The following is a 14114-nucleotide window of genomic DNA, read 5'->3' on the forward strand; positions in this document are numbered from 1 at the left end:
GTCGCTGAACAGCCTAGCGGAACAGATACTTTGACACCTCCGGGTTGCCGCGACGCCACATCACGTTGTCCAGGAAGTAATGATGCACGTTGATGAATATCAGCACGATGAAGAAGAAAAGCGATGACCCAAGCACCTGCTTATCGTACGGGATCAAAGCCGTCAGCACGAACGGGATCAGCCAGAAACCGAGATATCCAAGTGCGGCACCACCGACGATGAATCCCAAGACCCGCAGCCTGTAGAGCGGGCCAAGAAAGGCCAGGAGCTTCAGCGGCGGATCTCCGACGGCGCCGGGATCGTCGCGCTCGACATTGGTCTGATACCGCCAGACCACCGCCAGGTACTGGAGCGAGTGGAGCGCGGGCACCACAAGCAGCCAGAGCGGGTTTATCCTCGCAATCAGAATCCAAAGGTAAAGCGATGCGACGTAGGCCACGACGCCGTTATACGGCAGGTTGCCGCCGTTTAATCGCCAGCGATTGACCAGCATCAGAACCGTGGCCGCCGTGGAAGCAATGGCCGTCAGCACGGCTATGTTGGTGATCCACGACGGGGCCGCAAACGTGTAATATTCCAGGCCATAATATTTCCCCTGGGTGACGGCCGTATTCGTCTGAAGCCATGCCAGGATCCACACGGCATAGCTGTTGACCAGCAGCACCTTCTTGTCTCGATCGTCGAAGAATTTGCGCTTCAGGACGGCATCCACCATCAGCATGCCATAGCCTTGCTTGACGTAATGCCAACCGACAAAAAAGAACATCGCATTGGTTGCATATCCCAGCAGGCGTGCGTTCGCCGCCGCCGCGCCATACGCAAAGAACGCGCCCATGATGACGGGAACGACGATGCCGGCGAAAATGTAGCGAAGCTGGAGGCCCCTGTCGTATCCGTCCCCGCTCACCTTGCGGCCAAAGTTGCGGTAGAAAAGCTGGTATGAGTGGGCGAAGTGGGGATAGTTTATCAGGTAGGCTACAAAGACCATCGTTGCGGCCACAGCGCCTTCGTACTCGAGCGGCACCAAAAACAGAAACGGCAGGATCAGAAATGCGCTGCCACCGAGCATGAGGAAGTCGGCAACCGGGCCGAAGAGATATTTTTGAGGTGCCGCCGCTCTGGGAGCTACAGTTTCCGCCGAAAGGTGAAGTGCCATGTGCGAGCCCTCCCTTGGGAAGGCTGAGTTTAGTCATCGACCTGTGTGGCGACAAGGTTGGGGCTGCCGAGTGTTCCCGACGGAGCGGCCAATCGATCACAGGCAAAGCAGATTACAGATTAGCCCGCCCCACGGTTGTCGAGGCCGACGAGCACGGGTGCATTCGTGCGCCGCAACACGCGCGGGCGAGGTCCCCTCGCTGGCTTTACGCGGTCCGAAACCGTTCGATGGAACCTGCGCCTGACGTTGCAATCAAACGCGCAGCGGCTAATGCGGCCAGGACTATGAAAACCGCTGTGATGTTAAGGAAGATCGTCGACGCAAGAACGATCCCGCTGTGGTCATAGCAACTTGCGAATTCCATGGCGCTTTACCCCTTCAAACGCACCTAATCCCGATCCAGTGGCCCCACACCGTCTGGCTCAGCATGATCTTGATTTAGGGGAAATACAAGTGATTGCTAATGTAGAGAGGGGGTCTGTAGCCGTTCCGCGTCTGCCAGAAAGCGCTCCAAATTGCCTGTGAGATCAGCTTTGGGTCTTTGTGTCCGGCGACCTCCGTTTGAGAAATCGCCCGGGGGGCTTCAGGTACCCGGACCGGCAATGCCGTCAAAGACATCGTGAACTTGCGCAGCCAGCATGTCCGTGGCGGGCTGACGCCGCTCCTTGCAGGCCGAACCCGTGCAGCCGCTGCGCGGCCTCCGGTGACTGAGCTTAACCGCTATTCGGTCTCCGGTGGAACTTCTTTCTTGATCGTCTGAGTATCCGCGGTCGTTGCTGTGTCGGCGGGCGTGACACTCGCAGTCTTCGTCTGTTTGTCGACCGATGCCAGTACCTTCGAATGCCCGGGGCACTCTGCGGATGCGGCGGATATGGAGAGGCCGAGTGCGGCGGCTATTGCCAGCAACGTTTTCATCGTCTTTCCCCTTTCGTTCCAACGTAACGTAACCTGCCTGGCGCTGAGGACATAATCACTTTTGCTCCCGCGCGCTTGCGAGAGAAGCGCGCCAATCGCCAGGACGATCAGGATAGCCAGGCCGGCGACTGCTTTCATCGCCTTGCCTTTCGCCAGCCGGCCGCATCGTCATGCTGCAGAACCATCGCTCGCCGTCCTTCAACAGGTTAATCAGGATGCGTTGTCGGGAGTCGTCGCTGATGTTGCAGTCCACGAGCGCGGGATAGATCTGAAAGGCTAGGAAGCCAACAATCACCGCGATGCCGGCAATAATCTTTGCCCAGTAAAACAAACCACCGGAACGATAGCTCTTGCCATGCCTTCGGCGGTTGTACCGATTGTCTTGAGAACGGCGGACTTTGCCCACGGTATTCGCAGCCATTCTCTCAGCTACTTCTCGGGCAGGCCTATCGTGTTTGGGGATGTAAACCGGAACTTTCGCGGTAGCGCGCATCGGATTGAGCTCGTCGCGATTCCTGGCGCGAAAATCCGCCAGTGCTTTTTCTGTGTCGTTTTTTGACTTGCCGGCAATGATTTCAAATGGCGGTTCGGGCGCCGTAAGGATAGCGCCGCTGTCAGATATTATCAGAAAGAGCTCGGACTGATCTTCTAGTCGAAACAGAAAGCAATAACCGTCAGGTTCCTTGAGTTCCATACTCGGGTGTGTGAACCTTGCGTGAAAGTAAATCGGTTTTGGCTTCGACATGTCTCGAAGCATCTCGGTTCCAACGGTGGCGGCGTACTCTGCGTATCCAATATGCTCCATACTACGCTCCCACTCGAGTGGAATGCATACATGGGCAGTCTTCAGGAACGCCTGTCCACCTTTTTTTGTGGATATGTCGATGTCTTCGAATGGTGTAAGGACCATACCCTCAGACGTCCTAGTTGCTCGCAACCGACCAATCGCGGTTTCAAGGCAATAGCTCTTCACTTTCTTGCCTCGTGGATCGAGTAAAGGTTCAGCTTCCTGAGTTTTCGTGATTAGGGGTCGTTGTGGCAGTGCATTGCAGAAGCTCTGTAAGAATGGTGTCGGATCGACAGGATCGCTGATCTTAAAGATCGTGGAAAGCAGCCACTCATCATCCCTTCGAATCGCTTCCTCTTTGTTGAAGGGGCTCATGTCTGCGTTCTCTCCATGGTTCGTCTGACAAGCAAACAAACCATCGAATGCATAGCGAGTCGAGTTCAGCAAATGGCGAAGTTCCAATCTGATCGACACAAAGATGACCGAGAGCAGATGCCGAGGCTTTCGCTTTTTGGCTCAGCATTTCAGCAACAGCTAACAGGACGGAAACGACGTGCGATATTGAATCAAATTCGATGTTGCGGGGCGTTCCATGCGTAAGCGTGCCGGTGGGGCCCCGGTTGGAGTTCATCGAGCCGCTGCTGCCGACCTTGTTGGAGAAGCCGCCGGAGGGCGACGGGTGGCTGCATGAAGTGAAATTCGACGGCTACCGTTCCCAGATCGTCAGGGATGCCGAGGGCGTGCGGATATTCACCCGTCGCGGTCCCGATTGGACGGCCAAGTATCGCGAAGGAGATCGGCGACAAGGTGCAAATCGGAAGAGATCACGCCTAAGCCGGATGAAGCCTCACGGCTAGCGAAACACGACGTAGGCGCCCATGCAGGCCATCAGCAGGCAGGCGGCCATGCCGACCATGTCGCGCTGCCGGTAGCGCCAGAGATGCGCCTCTGCGCAGTCGATCTTCATACGTCCTAGTCATGACGAAGCCGGACAGGATGAAAAACAGGTCGACAGCGATCGCGGGGTTTGGTGGCAGGGCCGGAAGATGATAGGTGCGCGCCAGATGATGGACGGCGACCGCTATCGCCGCAACCCCGCGCAGAGCGTCCAGTCCGTAGAGCCGTCCCCCCATCCTGCAACTACTACTGAACAATTCGAAAATCAGATTCTGCGATCACGGCATACGCTAACGCGTTTCGTGCGGATCGAGGAGATTATGCCGAAGCCGAAGAGGCGCTAGGAGCCAGCCCTATGCTTCCTTACCACTTTCGCTGAGCCGGCTCTCCTCTGCATCGCAATTAACCTTGACCAAATGAGGCAGTGATCTCGCGTCGGCCTTTACTTGCGTAGTTGCTAAAATAATGAAAGGCTCCTCCCGTTGGGGAATGGGGTGATGGAAGAAAGCCCAGGTAGATTTAGTTGCCTTCTCGAGCCGACTGGTGCTTGGACGGTATGGGATGACGTTGCCGGCGAGCCCGCGACCTTGGGCGGAAAAATACTGATGGGCTGCACACGGGAGCGCGCCGAGTCTGCTCGCGACGTGCTCGTGCGGATTTACAAAAATGGGCTGGACGCTCGACCGACTGGCCGTTCTAGCGCTTGAGTCGACGGCCCGCACCACCTGTGTCACCCCGGCAGCGGGCTGTCGCGCGCAAAGCCTAACGCAGTAGCACGTATAGCCCAAGGCCATCAGAGGTAGGCGCACATGCCGATCATAGTCGCGCTGCATATAGCGCCAGACGGCGCCGGCGAAGCATGCGAACGAAGGACGCGGGGCAAGCCAAGGAGGTCGGCGACAAGGTGCAGATCGAGGAGATCTCACGCCGAAGCCAAGAGGAAAAGCGCTAGACGGGTTCAATACGGTGGATGACACCACCAGAAAGCCTCGGCTTCCTCTTCGGGCGTCATCGAACGGAACTCCCATGAGTCAGTTCCCGCGATGTAGCGTTTCCAAACGGGGGTGCCCGCCGCGTTGACACCTTCGTGCCAGTCGGTAAACCCCATCAGTGGCAACAGCACTTGTCGGATCGATCGAAGCCGCAGTGCTGCTGCCGTGCGCATCGGGAAGCCCCTCCCTCCAGGGTGCTCAAATTCCGGCATATCTGTCAGCGCTCCGCCACCCAATTCTTGCGCAGCTTCACTGTGGACTCATGGCGGCCCGGGACGACAAGCGTTGCTGGCCTCGCCCCAGAGTTTTCGCTTCAGGGAAAAGAGGAGCCCCCGCCTTTCCGCTCGGCAGTCGGCTTCGATCGCCGGCGCACCTGCAGCACTGTGGCGGTCAGGCCATCTTTGCCAAGATCTTGGCCATATCTGCCGTGTCGAACGCCCTCAACGTCTGGGTTCTGATGTTGCCTAGCGATGCGATTGACAGGCCTAGAGCGGTCGCGGCAATCTCGTCTTCGGCTTCTGCAATCGCCACGACGTCATACTGACCAAGCGTCCACAACAGCGTGTGAACCTTGACGCCGCTCTTGCTGGCCATCGCCTTGAAAGCCTCGGCACGCTTCTGCGTGTCCTTGATGCTCTTGATACCTTGATCTGTGAAATTCGACAGCAATACGTAATAAGCCATTGATTCCTCCCAAATAGGGAGCGGGCGGGCACTCACGGCGCGTCCGCCGTCTCCCGAACTACGACAACACGAGAGTGGTCGGCACGGTGGCAACCTTTTGCGGTGCAAGGCCGCACCACCACTGCGGTGGGGCTTGGTTCGTCCCGCGTCAATCAGACTATGCTTATGTTAGCAATCACGCAATTAAGCCAATTGACGTTAATTCACCGGTCCTGTCCCGTTCCATTTGATAAACGGTGCATGGCGTACGAAAAGCGTCGAAAAATCTAGCTAAGTTATTGTTTTTTGGTGAGCGCGATGGGATTCGAACCCATGACCTACTGATTAAAAGACCGTAACAAAGCCACCATTTGCGCTGTTTATAACCGATATGCGCCATTTGTGCGCCATCGAAAGCCGGGCAACCCTCGTTAACCGGTGTCAAATGGCGAAAAGCGCCTTGGCAATTTTGTCCATTGCGGCGGCATGTGTTTCGCTTGGGAAAAGATGTCCGTACCGGTTCATGGTGATTGCGTAGGTTGCATGTCCGGCGAGCGTCTGCACGGCCTTCGGCTGCAGCCCGGCTTCAATCCATGTCGAAACGGCAAAATGGCGCAACGCATGCCAACCGATATTTTTCGCCTTGGCCGCCTCGATTAAGGGATTCCAATGGCGCCGCAAGAAGTTTGTGTGACGCGTGAAGCCGCCCTCTGAATCCGGAAAGATGAAAGCGTCAGCACCGCTGTGCTTGGAGGCCGCTTTCCATTTCAGAAGGTCTGAAACAATCGTCCTGCCGAGCGGCACAGTGCGCTTGCCGCTTTCAGTCTTGGTTGTGTCGAATTGCCCAAACGCGTCAACGCGGCTGTCAACCGTTACAGTTCGCGCCTTCAGATCGATATGCCGCCAACGCAACGCCCACTGCTCAGAAGCTCGCAAGCCGGTCGCCGCGGCAAACTGGATCCTGCGCTTCATATCCGCGTCGGCCTTTTCGAGAATGCCGGAAAGTGCCTTTTTCGACGGGGGTACAACCTTCTCACTCCCCTGCCCGCGCTTGCCGATTACGCGAACGCCCTTAGCCGCATTCGTAGCGACCCAATCTTGGCTGACGGCATACTGCAGCGCACGCGACAGACTGCCGATGACGCGTCGCACAGTCACCAGACCAACTTCCGCATCCCGCAGCTTTTCGACCAGATCGTTGACAGCGCGCGCCGTCAGTTCCGAAAGTTTGGTGTCTCCAAGTTCGGGCTGGGCATGTGTAACCAGTTGGCCTTTTGTATTGCGGAGGTACATCGTGGTCACCTGCTCGCCTTTGCCGTGTCGCTTTTCGAGATGCTTCACATAGGCGTCGATCGCGTCTTTGACGGTCTTGGTTGCCGCCTCGGCGCGGAATACCCCCTTGCTAATCTGGCCTTCGATCTCGATACGCCTCGCGTTCGCCGCGGTCTTCTTGGAGTACTGCTCTTTGTGTCGGTCGCCTTTCTTGTCGGTATATGCAAGAACCCAGGCCTCACGCTTTTCTCCCTTGCCGGTAGTCCATGCGCGCTTGGTGACGGTTGCCATTGTTGACCTCCTGATTCTATGGCGCAAGATCGCTCCCAGCTTCCTGAAATTCCATGCCCCGCTGGTGCGGCCCGCAAGGGATCGGTATGGCGCAACGATGACTGGCCCGACCGGAACGACCGTCAGCGACCACGGTAGAGTTATCTACCCGGTGATCTAGCCGGCCAATGCCAGCCCAATGGCAATTCCCAGCCCGATGGCAAGGCCGCCTGTACACTGCTCCTGTCGTTGGCCTTGAGTCTTGACGCCCAAATATGTCAAAATGTCCTCGGCAGAACGCAACGAGGGGAATCAGCATGGACACAAAGCTTCGCACTCTCATTCTGTGCGCCATCATCACGACGCTCGCAGCCTGTACGTCCTACACGAACCCGACGCCCGAGCAGTCGGCTGAGGCAGCAAAGATCGCCTCGGAGAATCAGTCGACGGCCGACGACGGGGGGATGCAATGAAGTAGGTTGCGGCCCTTGAATAATTCAACCTCAATCATACAGTACAGCCATCACGCGGACGGCGGGGCGCCTGTTCCTACGGGGCTGGAGAGGTCGTCAAACACCGTATCCATGAGCCGTGTTTGTAGGACAGCGGCCAGCGAGAACGCGCGCTGGCGGGTACTAGCGGCCCAGCGGCCTGGCTGGGTGTGGGGGTCGGCCACCGGGCCTATAACCGGCAAACGGACTAGGTTCGCCGGCTGGCGAATTATAGGCCGGTCATGCGTCAATGCAACCTTGGCAAAACGGCGGCCTGCGTACACGTCAATGACATCGTATGAAAAGGCCGGTGCAGCGCCCTAGCCAAGCCCCAACTGCACCGGCCCTGCGAGACTAGCAACCTCGCTCTGGACGCATTTTATAGCAGATTAGCAATCTCTAAAATGAGGCCGAAGGCTTAAGGTCGCTAGGCACAAAGACGTAAGGCGAGCCAGCGCTGCCCCGTAAGGATTGCGCCACGTACAACGGCCCGACGGTTGGGGGGCTGGGGCGCTTGGGCTTGACCGCCGGGCCTAACCGGCAGGCTCGCCGGCTGGCGAGGTTATAGGCCCGTCAATCATCGCGGATACTTGGCAAAACGGCGGTGTTTGGTTCCTCCATCCTCAAATCGGATGAGGCATGTGAGTCGAATTCGGCCAACTCTGGCGACGCCCGTCGCGCTATATCGGCTCATGGGTAAGGGCTGGACGTTCCAATCGCTGATCGACGCGAAGACGACGGTGACGGCGTATTGCCATTACGCGCCCTGCAACAACAGCAAACCGCTGGATTTGGTGAAGCTTCGCGATCGATTCGGACCGGACGCGCCGGCAATGGCCGAAGACCTCGTTCGAAAGCTGAAATGCGGCAGATGTGGCGGCAGGACAGTCGGGCTGATCTATACCCCCGACACCAGCCCGACCGGCTACCGGAAGGCGACGCAATGACCGACAAGCCGGTGACAACCTACATCGTGAGCGTTTTCGAGAAGCCGTCCTGGCGCACGGTGCTGACCACCAGAGACAAGGCCAAGGCGGAAGCGATGGCGAAGGAGATCGGCGACAAGGTTCGGATCGAGGAGATCACGCCGAAGAAGCGCTAAATCTATGCGCTAGCGTTTCCGTCGCTTGTTTCTGATAGGGGCTCTCGGCAGCCATGTACTCTTGTTCCCAAGCCAGTTTGCCGAAATCCGGTTTGTATTTTTTGTCCCGGTAAAGCTGTTCCGAGATCACCTTCCGATTCGCCCCGCTGTTGAGTGCGACCGTGTTGGGATTTCCCTTGGTGCGAAACACGCCGATAGCCATAGAGCCTCCTATGCTTAGCGACAATAGGGGCTCAACTGTAACGAGATAATGACGTTCAAGGTGAGTGACCGCAACACTTAGAGAGGTGGCAGCCTGTCATGTCTTCTTGAGCCTCACCCCGGCGCCACCACCGTTCTCAGGGATGAACTCGACGCCGGACGCCTCGAGCGCGGTGCGGATTGCCGTTAGATTGTTTGCGATTGGCAGGGAGCGGCCGGCCTCAAAGTTCCTCACGGTAGACAGACCGACGCTAGCCGCCTTAGCTAGATCCTCTTGAGATAGTTCAACGAGCGCTCTTGCCGCCCTGCACTGTGCCGGAGTCATGTTTGTCTTTTCCCCAACTATTTTCATCGTCTATAACGATTTTCGTTTGACATGAAAAGGGGTAACGATTAGCGTTGTTGTTAACGTTAACCGTTACGTAATGGGGAGATTCGAAGTGAACCTGGGTAAACACGTCATAGCGCTCGATACCGGACTCCGCGGCCTGGTGGTCGGCACGCTTCAAATTCTTGGTGAGGCGACCCGCCTGCTGGTGCGGTTCATTACGGGCGAGGAGGAATGGTTTTCGGCGGTGGATCTGGAGTTCTTGTAAGTCGCTAACGCCACCGCAACCTCAAGAACCCCGCTTCGGCGGGGTTTTTCGTGTGCTTGGCCCGACCGGGCGGGCCGAAGCCCGCCACCATGTCGTCAGATGAACATGGCCGCAAATGTTGCGACGGCCACAATGAAGCGGGCATCAACCCGTAGGCGGAATCCCTTCCGATAAAGAAAGGTGAATTCCATTTTGGCGATCCTTTCGGAAGGCCGGGCGCGCACCGGCAATAAACCGGAAACGCAGATCGATCTGCAGTGAATTAGGTTTAAGCCGATAACGGTCGGTGCCGGATTGGTGGAAGAGGCTTGGTGCCGAATCGCACTGCGTTCCACTTCGCAAGCAAAATACCATGTCACCACAGCACAATCGCAAATAAGGAGACGATGCGGGTTACCGTGCGCCATTCATGCGCCAACGAATCCCGGCTAATGCTCGGAAAAGCCCGGAAAACTGGGCAATTCCGGTAAACGCCGATGGCGCATGAAATGTTGCCGGATTTAGTGCTAAGTGCTTGATTTTTTTGGTGAGCGCGATGGGATTCGAACCCATGACCTACTGATTAAAAGTCAGTTGCTCTACCGGCTGAGCTACGCGCTCCCGCGGGCGCGAAAGGGCTGCCCTCGAAATTGCGCGGAACATAGGGAGAGTGCACCGGCCGGTCAACCGGAAAAAGCGGGGCATGGAAGGCGGATTTTCCCGGGGCTCGGCATGGTGCCACCGGGCTTCGGGCGCCTAGTAGACCACCGGCCATAGCGGAGCTGGAAGCGGCTGTTTTTCGCCTATGTCTCCAGCGAAGAACACACGCAAAAACAATCGCTTGCAATCCTGGCGGGAACAATTGCCCGGCCTGCCCGTTTCCTTGCCACAAGGGACGTCAACGCCCTCTTTCAAGGAGAAGACCATGAACAGGATCTTATCGGGTCTGCTGGCGACAACCCTGTCCGCTTCGTTCGTTGCGGCCGAGATCGTCCCGGTCAACGCCCAGCCGAGCTATGTGCCGCTGGGACAAGGCCTCTCCTCGGACGTCCAGGCCGTGCAGTACCAGGAGTGGCGGAGACACCGCAACTTCAACCGCAATCGCACCTTTTCCCGCAATGACGGCATGTATTGGAACGGTCATCGCGGCTACCGCGAATACCGTCGCGGCTATCGCCGTCACGGCGACTTCTGGTTCCCGCTGGCTGCCTTCGCGACTGGCGCATTGATCACCGGCGCCATCATCAACAACCAGAACCGGGTCTATCGCGGCGGCGACGCGCATGTGCAGTGGTGCTACGACCGCTACAGATCCTACCGCGCCTGGGACAACACCTTCCAGCCTTATGACGGCCCGCGCCAGCAGTGCTATTCGCCTTACTAGGGGTCCCGGGCGGATCGAACACGGGAGGCTGATGGAAGCCCGTGCCGGTGACGGTGCGGGCTTTCATTTTGCCGGGAGAACTACTGCGTGCTCAAGGTTCTGCGCACTGCGTCGCGCCAGCCGGCAAGCTTGGCCGAGCGGACCGCGGCCCCCATGTCCGGCTTGAAGCGCCGCTCGAGCGCCCAGCTCCTGGCGAATTCCTTAGCCTTTGGCCACACCCCCGCCTTCGAGCCCGCAAGCCAGGCAGCGCCGAGCGCGGTGGTCTCCAGGATGGTCGGGCGGTCGACCGGTGCATCGAGGATGTCGGCCAGCCGCTGCATGGTCCAGTCGGACGCCACCATGCCGCCATCGACCCGAAGCACCGTCTTGGCCGAAGCGCCCTTCCAGTCCTTGCGCATGGCGTCGAGCAGGTCGCGGGTCTGGTAGGCGACGGATTCCAGCGCCGCACGGGCGAATTCGGCCGGGCCGGAGTTGCGGGTCAGGCCGAAGATGGCGCCGCGCGCCTCGGCGTCCCAATGCGGTGCGCCGAGGCCGACGAAGGCCGGCACCAGATAGACGTCCTGAGTGGGATCAGCCTCGGCCGCCAATGTGCCGCTATGCTCGGCCTTGCCGATCACCTTGATGCCGTCGCGCAGCCATTGCACGGCAGCACCGGCAATGAAGATCGAGCCTTCCAGCGCATAGGTGGTCTTGCCGTTCAGCCGGTAGGCGATGGTGGTCAACAGCCGGTTCTTCGAGCGCACCAGGTCGGCGCCGGTGTTGAGCAGCGCGAAGCAGCCGGTGCCGTAGGTGGATTTCATCATGCCGGGCTCGAAACAGGCCTGGCCGATGGTCGCGGCATGCTGGTCGCCGGCCACACCAAGGATTCTTATCTCGGCGCCAAACAGATTTTTCTCTGTGACTCCATAGTCATCGGCGCAATCCTTCACTTCCGGCAGCATGGCGACCGGGATGCGCAGGATGGAAAGCAACTCATCGTCCCAGGCATTCTTCTCGATGTTGTAGACCAGCGTGCGCGAGGCGTTGGTTGCATCGGTGGCATGGACCTTGCCGCCCGTGAGCCGCCAGATCAGGAAACTGTCGATGGTGCCGGCGAGCAAGTCGCCCTTCTCGGCGCGTTTGCGGGCGCCCTTCACCTTGTCCAGCATCCAGGCGATCTTGGTGCCGGAGAAATAGGGATCGAGCAGCAGGCCGGTCTTGCGGGTGAACTTCTTCTCCAGCCCCTGCTTCTTCAATTTGTGGCATAGCGGCGCGGTGCGCCGGTCCTGCCAGACGATCGCGTTGTGGATCGGCTTGCCGGTCGCCTTGTCCCAGATGACGACGGTCTCGCGCTGGTTGGTGATGCCGATGGCGGCCACCTCCGAAGCTGCGCTGCCGGCATTCTTCAGCGCAGCCTTCACCGTGGCGACGACGCTTCCCCAGATATCCTCCGGGTCGTGCTCGACCCAGCCGGAGGCCGGATAATGCTGGGTGAATTCCTGCTGGCCTGTGCCTGCAACCTTCATCTTGTCGTCGAACAGGATCGCCCTGGTCGAAGTCGTGCCCTGGTCGATGGCCAGCACAAAGCCGCTCATTTCCGCTCCTCCGCTATTCATGCAACAGGGGAGACGGCCAAAAGCCGCCTCCCCCGCAGGTTCCGTGCGGGCGCGTTGGCGCCCGCATCAGGTAGTCTTACTTCTGCCAGCTCTTCACCAGTTCGTCGTAGTTGATGGTGATCGGCTTTTCCTTCTCGTTCTCGATCTTAAGCTGAGGCGCGAGATGGCCGTTCTTGACCGCGTCAGCGTTCCAGTAGGCCAGGTCATGCTCTTCAGCCATCTTCGGGCCGATATCGCCCTGGATGCCTGCCTTTTCCAGGCGTTCCATGACCTTTTCCTGCTCGGCGCAAAGCGAGTCCATCGCCTCCTGCGCGGTCTTGGCACCCGACGAAGCATCGCCGACCGCCTGCCACCAGAGCTGTGCCAGCTTCGGATAGTCCGGCACGTTCGTGCCGGTCGGCGACCACTGGACGCGGGCCGGCGAGCGGTAGAACTCGATCAAGCCGCCGAGCTTCGGAGCGCGTTCCGTGAAGCTCTTGTCCTGGATCGTCGACTCGCGGATGAGCGTCAAGCCGACATGGCTCTTCTTCACGTCGACCGTCTTCGACACGACGAACTGCGCATAGAGCCAGGCGGCCTTGGCGCGATCGTCGGGCGTCGACTTCAGCAAGGTCCAGGAACCCACGTCCTGGTAGCCAAGCTTCATGCCATCCTTCCAGTACACGCCATGCGGCGACGGAGCAAAGCGCCATTTCGGGGTGCCGTCCGCGTTCACGACCGGCAGCCCGTCCTTGACGAAGGAGGCGGTGAAGGCAGTGTAGGTGAACATCTGCTGCGCGACCGTGCCCTGCGACGGGACGGGGCCGGATTCGCCGAACGTCATGCCCTGGGCTTCCGGCGGCGTATAGGCCTTCAACCAATCCAGGTACTTCTGGATCGAATACACGGCAGCCGGGCCGTTGGTGTCGCCGCCGCGCGCGACGCACGAGCCGACAGGCTGCGACTTCTCGTTGACTTTGATGCCCCATTCGTCGACCGGAAGACCGTTGGGCAGGCCCTTGTCGCCGTTACCGGCCATCGACAGCCATGCGTCGGTGAACCGCCAGCCGAGCGACGGGTCCTTCTTGCCGTAGTCCATGTGGCCATAGACCTTCTTGCCGTCGATCTCGCGGCCGGTGAAGAATTCGGCGATGTCCTCATAGGCCGACCAGTTGACGGGAACGCCAAGGTCGTAGCCGTACTTGGCCTTGAAATCGGCCTTGTTCTTCTCGTCGTTGAACCAGTCGTAGCGGAACCAGTAGAGGTTCGCGAACTGCTGGTCGGGCAGCTGGTAGAGGTCGCCGTCCGGAGCGGTCGTGAACTTGGTGCCGATGAAGTCGGCGAGGTCGAGGTTGGGGTTGGTGACATCCTTGCCCTCATTCGCCATCCACTTGGTCAGGCTGCGCGCCTGCTGGTAGCGCCAGTGGGTGCCGATCAGGTCGGAGTCGTTGACATAGGCGTCATAGATGTTCTCGCCCGACTGCATCTGGGTCTGCAGCTTTTCAATGACATCACCCTCGCCGATCTCATCATGTGTGATCTTGATGCCGGTGATGGCCGTGAAGGCCGGGGCCAGTACCTTCGCTTCGTAGTCGTGAGTTGCAATCGGTTCGGAGACCACCTTGATGTCCATGCCGACGAAAGGCTTCGCGGCATCGATGAACCATTGCATCTCGGCTTCCTGGGCGCCGCGATCGAGCGTCGACAAGTCCTTGATTTCGGTATCGAGGAAGGTTTTGGCTTCATCCATTCCGGCGAACGCCTGGCCTGCTCCCCAGAGCAGGACAAGCGCAGTCGTTGATGTTAAAAATTGCCTTCGCATTTCGTTTCCTCCA

Annotated in this window: 17 protein-coding genes, 1 tRNA gene and 1 pseudogene; 6 read left to right on the forward strand and 13 right to left on the reverse strand. The window is 58.8% G+C overall.

Features of this window, described 5'->3' with window-relative positions; all coding sequences use genetic code 11:
• Positions 1-13 precede the first annotated feature (13 nt).
• The 3 genes from AC1RUK_RS11965 to AC1RUK_RS11975 all read right to left on the reverse strand — a co-directional run bounded on the left by AC1RUK_RS11965 (position 14) and on the right by AC1RUK_RS11975 (position 3233).
• Positions 14-1156, reverse strand: coding sequence for a hypothetical protein (locus tag AC1RUK_RS11965; protein WP_481835467.1), 1143 nt, complete (start codon positions 1154-1156; stop codon positions 14-16).
• A 720-nt stretch (positions 1157-1876) separates the two neighbouring features.
• A complete protein-coding gene (locus AC1RUK_RS11970) occupies positions 1877-2071 on the reverse strand; it encodes a hypothetical protein (RefSeq protein ID WP_481835466.1) in 195 nt (64 codons plus the stop codon).
• A 55-nt stretch (positions 2072-2126) separates the two neighbouring features.
• On the reverse strand, positions 2127-3233 hold the full coding sequence (locus tag AC1RUK_RS11975) for a hypothetical protein (protein ID WP_481835465.1): 1107 nt from the start codon (positions 3231-3233) through the stop codon (positions 2127-2129).
• A gap of 245 nt (positions 3234-3478) precedes the next feature.
• Here AC1RUK_RS11975 and AC1RUK_RS11980 point away from each other — a divergent pair, with 245 nt between their 5' ends.
• Complete coding sequence (locus tag AC1RUK_RS11980; protein WP_481839621.1) at positions 3479-3715, forward strand: ATP-dependent DNA ligase; 237 nt, start codon at positions 3479-3481, stop codon at positions 3713-3715.
• Between the two features lie 159 nt (positions 3716-3874).
• Here the strand turns inward: AC1RUK_RS11980 and AC1RUK_RS11985 are convergent.
• The 4 genes and pseudogenes from AC1RUK_RS11985 to AC1RUK_RS12000 form a co-directional block, all read right to left on the reverse strand.
• A pseudogene (locus tag AC1RUK_RS11985) lies at positions 3875-3991 on the reverse strand (hypothetical protein); the annotation flags it as partial.
• A 722-nt stretch (positions 3992-4713) separates the two neighbouring features.
• Positions 4714-4920 (reverse strand): hypothetical protein, encoded by a 207-nt coding sequence (locus tag AC1RUK_RS11990; RefSeq protein ID WP_481835464.1) that lies wholly within the window; start codon positions 4918-4920, stop codon positions 4714-4716.
• Positions 4921-5137: 217 nt separating this feature from the next.
• The gene (locus AC1RUK_RS11995) at positions 5138-5431 is read right to left on the reverse strand and encodes a GYD domain-containing protein (protein WP_436174865.1); all 294 of its coding nucleotides are present in this window, start codon (positions 5429-5431) and stop codon (positions 5138-5140) included.
• 420 nt (positions 5432-5851) lie between these two features.
• A complete protein-coding gene (locus tag AC1RUK_RS12000) occupies positions 5852-6973 on the reverse strand; it encodes a tyrosine-type recombinase/integrase (protein ID WP_481835463.1) in 1122 nt (373 codons plus the stop codon).
• A gap of 296 nt (positions 6974-7269) precedes the next feature.
• Between AC1RUK_RS12000 and AC1RUK_RS12005 the strand changes: the two genes are divergently transcribed.
• The 3 genes from AC1RUK_RS12005 to AC1RUK_RS12015 all read left to right on the forward strand — a co-directional run bounded on the left by AC1RUK_RS12005 (position 7270) and on the right by AC1RUK_RS12015 (position 8545).
• A complete protein-coding gene (locus AC1RUK_RS12005; protein ID WP_436175997.1) occupies positions 7270-7425 on the forward strand; it encodes a hypothetical protein in 156 nt (51 codons plus the stop codon).
• A 659-nt stretch (positions 7426-8084) separates the two neighbouring features.
• Positions 8085-8390 (forward strand): hypothetical protein, encoded by a 306-nt coding sequence (locus AC1RUK_RS12010; RefSeq protein ID WP_481835462.1) that lies wholly within the window; start codon positions 8085-8087, stop codon positions 8388-8390.
• Positions 8387-8545, forward strand: coding sequence for a hypothetical protein (locus tag AC1RUK_RS12015; protein ID WP_481835461.1), 159 nt, complete (start codon positions 8387-8389; stop codon positions 8543-8545). Before AC1RUK_RS12010 ends, AC1RUK_RS12015 begins: the two co-directional genes overlap by 4 nt.
• Here AC1RUK_RS12015 and AC1RUK_RS12020 read toward each other — a convergent pair.
• Entirely contained in the window at positions 8526-8747 is a 222-nt protein-coding gene (locus AC1RUK_RS12020; protein WP_481835460.1) for a hypothetical protein, read from the reverse strand. The two genes, AC1RUK_RS12015 and AC1RUK_RS12020, sit on opposite strands and share 20 nt — an antisense overlap.
• Positions 8748-8843: 96 nt before the next feature.
• A complete protein-coding gene (locus tag AC1RUK_RS12025; protein ID WP_481840246.1) occupies positions 8844-9098 on the reverse strand; it encodes a helix-turn-helix domain-containing protein in 255 nt (84 codons plus the stop codon).
• 88 nt (positions 9099-9186) lie between these two features.
• On the opposite strand from AC1RUK_RS12025, the gene AC1RUK_RS12030 reads away from it, so the two are divergent.
• Positions 9187-9342: a hypothetical protein gene (locus AC1RUK_RS12030; RefSeq protein WP_481835458.1), complete on the forward strand. Its 156-nt coding sequence runs from the start codon at positions 9187-9189 to the stop codon at positions 9340-9342.
• Between the two features lie 95 nt (positions 9343-9437).
• Here the strand turns inward: AC1RUK_RS12030 and AC1RUK_RS12035 are convergent, their stop codons facing one another.
• Together AC1RUK_RS12035 and AC1RUK_RS12040 are read right to left on the reverse strand one after the other, a co-directional pair.
• The gene (locus tag AC1RUK_RS12035) at positions 9438-9749 is read right to left on the reverse strand and encodes a hypothetical protein (protein ID WP_481835457.1); all 312 of its coding nucleotides are present in this window, start codon (positions 9747-9749) and stop codon (positions 9438-9440) included.
• Between the two features lie 117 nt (positions 9750-9866).
• Positions 9867-9942: transfer RNA gene (locus AC1RUK_RS12040), tRNA-Lys, on the reverse strand.
• Between the two features lie 304 nt (positions 9943-10246).
• Between AC1RUK_RS12040 and AC1RUK_RS12045 the strand changes: the two genes are divergently transcribed.
• On the forward strand, positions 10247-10705 hold the full coding sequence (locus tag AC1RUK_RS12045) for a BA14K family protein (RefSeq protein WP_481835456.1): 459 nt from the start codon (positions 10247-10249) through the stop codon (positions 10703-10705).
• A gap of 80 nt (positions 10706-10785) precedes the next feature.
• Here AC1RUK_RS12045 and glpK read toward each other — a convergent pair whose 3' ends face one another.
• Together glpK and AC1RUK_RS12055 are read right to left on the reverse strand one after the other, a co-directional pair.
• Positions 10786-12279, reverse strand: coding sequence for a glycerol kinase GlpK (gene glpK / locus AC1RUK_RS12050; RefSeq protein ID WP_481835455.1), 1494 nt, complete (start codon positions 12277-12279; stop codon positions 10786-10788).
• 97 nt (positions 12280-12376) lie between these two features.
• Positions 12377-14101 carry an ABC transporter substrate-binding protein gene (locus AC1RUK_RS12055; protein ID WP_481835454.1) on the reverse strand — a complete coding sequence of 575 codons (1725 nt, stop codon included), beginning with the start codon at positions 14099-14101 and terminating at the stop codon, positions 12377-12379.
• Positions 14102-14114 lie beyond the last annotated feature (13 nt).

The organism is Mesorhizobium monacense, from assembly GCF_056781675.1.